The sequence below is a fragment of the Bradyrhizobium sp. ARR65 genome, assembly GCF_000472385.1.
Lineage (GTDB): Bacteria > Pseudomonadota > Alphaproteobacteria > Rhizobiales > Xanthobacteraceae > Bradyrhizobium.
The window spans coordinates 1-4,726 of the sequence record NZ_AWZU01000111.1 but is presented as its reverse complement, the minus strand read 5'-3'; the positions used below and the strand labels follow the sequence as shown (position 1 = coordinate 4,726).

The 4,726-nt window shown below is 60.5% G+C and carries 6 protein-coding genes and 1 pseudogene; 2 read left to right on the top strand and 5 right to left on the bottom strand.

All coding sequences use genetic code 11. From position 1 onward, the window contains the following. Nucleotides 1-231: 231 nt before the first annotated feature. Entirely contained in the window at nt 232-492 is a 261-nt protein-coding gene (locus tag F758_RS0142590; protein ID WP_245286784.1) for a hypothetical protein, read from the top strand. Nucleotides 493-857: 365 nt separating this feature from the next. On the opposite strand, the gene F758_RS0142585 is transcribed toward F758_RS0142590, so the two are convergent. The 3 genes from F758_RS0142585 to F758_RS0142565 all read right to left on the bottom strand — a co-directional run bounded on the left by F758_RS0142585 (nt 858) and on the right by F758_RS0142565 (nt 3,022). After that, nucleotides 858-1,088 (bottom strand): hypothetical protein, encoded by a 231-nt coding sequence (locus F758_RS0142585; protein WP_024513456.1) that lies wholly within the window; start codon nt 1,086-1,088, stop codon nt 858-860. Between the two features lie 1,029 nt (nt 1,089-2,117). Beyond that, on the bottom strand, nt 2,118-2,642 hold the full coding sequence (locus F758_RS0142570) for a thermonuclease family protein (protein ID WP_024513454.1): 525 nt from the start codon (nt 2,640-2,642) through the stop codon (nt 2,118-2,120). Nucleotides 2,643-2,791: 149 nt separating this feature from the next. Next, nucleotides 2,792-3,022, bottom strand: a complete 231-nt coding sequence (locus F758_RS0142565) for a hypothetical protein (RefSeq protein WP_024513453.1) — start codon at nt 3,020-3,022, stop codon at nt 2,792-2,794. 263 nt (nt 3,023-3,285) lie between these two features. On the opposite strand from F758_RS0142565, the gene F758_RS0142560 reads away from it, so the two are divergent. Continuing rightward, the gene (locus tag F758_RS0142560) at nt 3,286-3,522 is read left to right on the top strand and encodes a hypothetical protein (RefSeq protein WP_157450553.1); all 237 of its coding nucleotides are present in this window, start codon (nt 3,286-3,288) and stop codon (nt 3,520-3,522) included. Between the two features lie 449 nt (nt 3,523-3,971). Here the strand turns inward: F758_RS0142560 and F758_RS0142555 are convergent, their stop codons facing one another. Together F758_RS0142555 and F758_RS0142550 are read right to left on the bottom strand one after the other, a co-directional pair. Continuing rightward, nucleotides 3,972-4,247, bottom strand: a complete 276-nt coding sequence (locus tag F758_RS0142555; RefSeq protein WP_024513451.1) for a hypothetical protein — start codon at nt 4,245-4,247, stop codon at nt 3,972-3,974. 66 nt (nt 4,248-4,313) lie between these two features. After that, a pseudogene (locus F758_RS0142550) lies at nt 4,314-4,726 on the bottom strand (reverse transcriptase domain-containing protein); the annotation flags it as partial.

Below are 4,726 nucleotides of genomic sequence, written 5' to 3'. Positions count from 1 at the left end.
TTATCGCCCATTCAACGCAGCCTTTGCGTCGTCAGAAAAGGGCCGCGATCGATCCGATCGCGCAATCGGTCGCAATGGCGCGCAAATACTGATCTCTCAGACCGTCGCGAAATCAGAGTTCCATCATCCACCGCGATGATGCTTCTCTTGGCCAACAGTGTCAGCATTTGCTAGCACCCTGTAAGTCAGACCGGCACGTCGATGGCGACATGCTAGAAATCGATGGCATCCATGAATCCTCTTGTCGGCAAAACCAGACTCACAGTAGCCATTGCACTACAACGCAAAGTTCTGGACTTCGGCATGGCTCCTCGCTCGAACGAACTTCCAAAGACTGGATTCGCCGTTGAGATCGACCGACGAATCAAAGCCGAGTTCAACACCAGAGAGGGTGCTGAGAACGGCGCCATCGAGTTGAAACGCCGTTTCCCCGCGCTCCGAATCCGCCTCTATGACGCGGAGACGCAATCGCGGCACGAAATCCAGGCTTGAGTGGCCTCTAAGGCTGTCATTTGCCGACATTCCAGTTGACATTTGTATGCATCTCGATCAACGCGCTGCGAGCGGATCAGGCCGCCGGCTATTGCGGACTGTCCGTCGTTACGTTCGTCGCAATATGCCCGGTAAAGCCGATCGAATTCACGCAATCCAGCCGCGGGCATCGCTATCTTCGCGCACGGCTGGATGCCTGGCTTGACAAGTTGGACCCCAATCCAGAACTTCCAATGGTTCCGCGGCGCACGATCGCAGAGATGATTTACGGCTCCCCAGAGCCGGTTACGCCACAGCGCCGGTGTCGCCAGAAGTCATGCAGGAAGCAAGCGAGTTGATGACGCGCCCGGCGCGTTCAGAAATGATCAGCGATGCCCGATACGACCCAGCGCTCGCCCGAAGTTCAGGCTCAACTTGACGAACATCTGCGCAATGCAGCCACACGCGCGCAAGCGAAACAGCGGCGGTCGAACGGTGACGAGCGCCGTGGGAGCGGGCACGTCACGCTTGATCAACTGCCCTTGTTTGGCCGACGAACGCTCGTTGAGCGAGGCGGTTTTGGGGCGCGGAAAGTACACCCATTGGCGAGCAATCATTCCCTTGCTGGAAGGCCGTGGTTTCCCCAAAATCGACGGCCTTATGGGCGGTCGATATACTGCAGCTGTCCGCGCCTACTTCGATCGGGAATATGGCATCGGCGGTGTGACGCCGTATTCGCGCCCCATGCGCCGGCGGAAATAGGGGCATGGAAAAGAGAGAGGCAACAGCGGCGGGGCGGCCGCAAACAAAGATGACAACCTTGCGATGAAAAAAAGGAACACAACGCCGGAATTCGCGAAGAGCGCAAAATCCGCAGCCGCTTCGGCTGCTAAGCGGCGGAAGCCGGTATGGACCGATCCGGACGACGCGCCGGAGATCACCGATGAAATGCTCGATCGCGCCAAGGTCGTGAAAGGCGGCAAGGTAATCCGACGCGGCCGGGTGCCGCCCGGCGCCCTAGCAAGGGTAGATGACGATCCGCTTCATGCAGTTGCGTTCGCAAATGGAAAAGGAGCTACCGCGCAGTGAGGCTGCGACAGCCGAAGGTCCTGCGACGCTGCGCGTTCGCTGGCGAGGGAAAAGAGAGGCGGACGTTGTGAACCTGAGCGGGTGGATTGCGGCCGGCGGGGACATTCTGGCGCCGCTCCGCGATCCGGACGTGTTTTCACAGCGCTGCTGTTGCGAACTACGGGGCCGCCGTCGGTTGGGGCGATGAAGACCTTGCGATAGACGCGCTACATCTGAGGAAACTGGCTGATGAACAGAAGCCATTCAGCAACGACGATGTTTGAAACATAGCGCGGAAAGTAACGCCATCGTTCCATCCCACCGTAATCATCCGGTCTATGAGGCGGGAGCCAAGTTCGGCTATGCAGTCCGTGCATCACCCATTTCGACACCCGCCAATGTGGCAGGGGGGAAGATCACAAGGCCCGGTCTCCTAGGCACACCGGGCCTTGTGCATTTTGCGTCATCGCCGCCGATTACGAGCTGCTCGTGAGATGGTGTGTATGCCTTCGTAGCCTGTCGGGTGGCAGTGTACGAGTGCGAACCGGCAACGAGTGCTCCCTCCTGTCTTCCGACCTTCAAGGATGCGCGTCGGCGTCGTCCGAACATCCGTCCGGCCTGCCGCCCTGACGGACGCACGCGCGGTATAGCCACGGCTCGACGAAGCTGCCCGACCAAATGCCGCGCCCGGCGTGCTCCGCATCGCGCTGGGCGAGGCTGTATCGACCGTGCGAGTACTGCGGCCAATCCAGCGCGAGCCCACTGCTGACAAGCCATTCCCCGATATCAACGTCGCCGACCGTGCAGGTCGCGACCGTGCGCCCGTATTGGTCGAACGTTACGGGCGCGCACGTCACGAGCCGGCGCGCGACGAAGGCGTCGAGTTCGTTCGCGGTCTTGGCGCCGCATCGATATAGATCGCTATCGTCGTTACGGCAGACCTGGGCGCTCTCCGGAGCGTCAATGCCCCAAAGGCGGATGCGCGTGCTGTGGATCTCGACGGTATCGCCATCGATGATGCTGGCGCGGCCGATCAGGTCGGCGGCGAGGGCGGGAACGGTTAAGGCAATCAGCAACAAGGCGATGATGTAGGAAGGACGCATGGGCGATCGCGGCTAGAAGCCGGTATGTTGGAAAGTTCTTTGAAAGCTCGGCTAAACGATCTTGAAGCGCATATTCTATCGCCGGCCATCGGCTTCTTGGAGTGGGAGCCTTGTGCCGTCTTATCCGTCTTGCAGACTGGGCAGCCCTGTTAGCCCCCGTTCGGCTCGATGACAGAGCATCCGTTCGCAATTGCGGTTCTAAAGACTTCGTGGAGGGCGCTGTTATTCAAAAGCTCGTCGGCGGGACGGAACGTGTCGACACGACGCCATTCAAAGCCTTTTGCCGCTTCTGGCAATTTGTCGAGCCCGAACGCATACGCCACGCGCCCCGATTTTTCGCCGTAAGGCCCTCGTTCTTCGAATTTGCTCAGTCGGTTCATTCTAGGCCAGTTCCAGTGACAGCACAGCGCGAGAGCGCCGTCTGCGATTTGATCAGGACGGAAGTGAATGCAGCCTTAACGGGTGGCCTCGCGGATGCCTCCAAAGCGGGCCGCCGGTAAATGCCACGACCCACAAGACGCTGATAGGCAGGAAACGCATGTGCGCGGCTATATCGACCAGAACCGCGTTCGGAAGCCCGGGTTGACGCTCAATGGATCGCATCAAGCCAAAGCGAACACCGCTTCGTCCTGATGGCACGCCAATGGCCGAGGACGACTTCCGCGCGATCCGAGATCAGATCACCGCTTTCGACGACATCGAATGGATCGACGACGCGACCCGCGACATCGTCGAGAGGTTCATGCCCGATCTGGTGAGCTGGTTGCCGGAAAAACGGACCGAGATGTTAGAGCAGGCCTTTGGCCGGATGCGGGCCAAGGCGAAGCGGAAGGTCACGGCTAAGGATCGGCCAAAGCGGAAAAGCTCAGTCAAGCGTTGATCGGTTCGGACGGGGCGGCAATTCCCACAACTATCCACGCCAATCGAAGCCCCGAAAAAGAACCTCCCTTTCGGGAGGTTTAGGAGATCATCACTATCGCTCGGGTAGAAGGAGCAGCCACAACGCCGCAGGGATCATGTCGCGCTGGCGCCGAGGTCTGCTCCTCGTCGGCGAATGACGCTGCCGACTACGCCGTGAACGGCGCAGACGCCGAGACGTTCCGCGGAACTGATCGGAACACCCCCGTAATCCGCAGGGTTGATCCTGCCGCTTCTCTGAATACCGTGCGGCCAATGTCGACCATCGCTCCTGACGTGGGGCAGGGCGATTGGAAGTGATTGCAGGGGCCGCCCGGGATTGCGCTACACCCGGCGGCTCACGCAATCATCAGAACTGATCTAACGAGGCACGGTAAGCCGGGTGCGGCCAGCTCTTCGGGGCGCAAACACTTATCGGACGATCCGATACTTCTTCGCCCGCTTCTTGTGCGGCCCCGGCACCTCATCGCCCGGATGCAGCGCCCGCATGATGCCGATGCGCGGCAGCATGGTGTCGCCGCCGTGTTCGGCGACCAGCATCAGCGGCTCGATCGCCGCGCGCCATTCCGGCGCGTCGTGCTCGTGCTTCGGCAGCTTAGTGATGCAGTTGGCGGCATCGCGCAACGTGCGCAATTCTCCGCCATCCGGCAGGGCGACGGGATCGTCGAATTTCAGGGACCCGGACATGGGAAGGATGCCGCCCTAATATAGGCGGCGGAATGGATTGCGAAATCTCAGATCAGCTTAAGGCGGGCGTTTGTTCCAGCCCTCGGTGGCCTCCGCAGCGAACACGTTCGCCAGGAGAGGGCTAATTACCACTCCCTGCGGCGTCCCTGCCGTGCGCGGCATGATGCTGCCGTCCTCCATCTGCACGGGCGCCTTCAGCCAACGCTCGATGTAGAGGAGCACCCACGGACAGTCCGTATGATGGCGGACCGCCTTGAGTAAAAGCTCCCAATCGATGCTGTCGAAGAAGCCTTTGATGTCGAGATCGAGCACCCAGTCGTAGCGCCAGCAGCGCTGACGAGCTTGATACACGGCGTCGACCGCCGATTTGCCGGGCCGGTAGCCGTAGGAGTCGGCATGGAATACCGGCTCCAGAACGGGCTCCAGGTAGCACCGGCGGAGGAAAGTAGCTCCCTGACGACAGCCGATTCCAGAGCTTG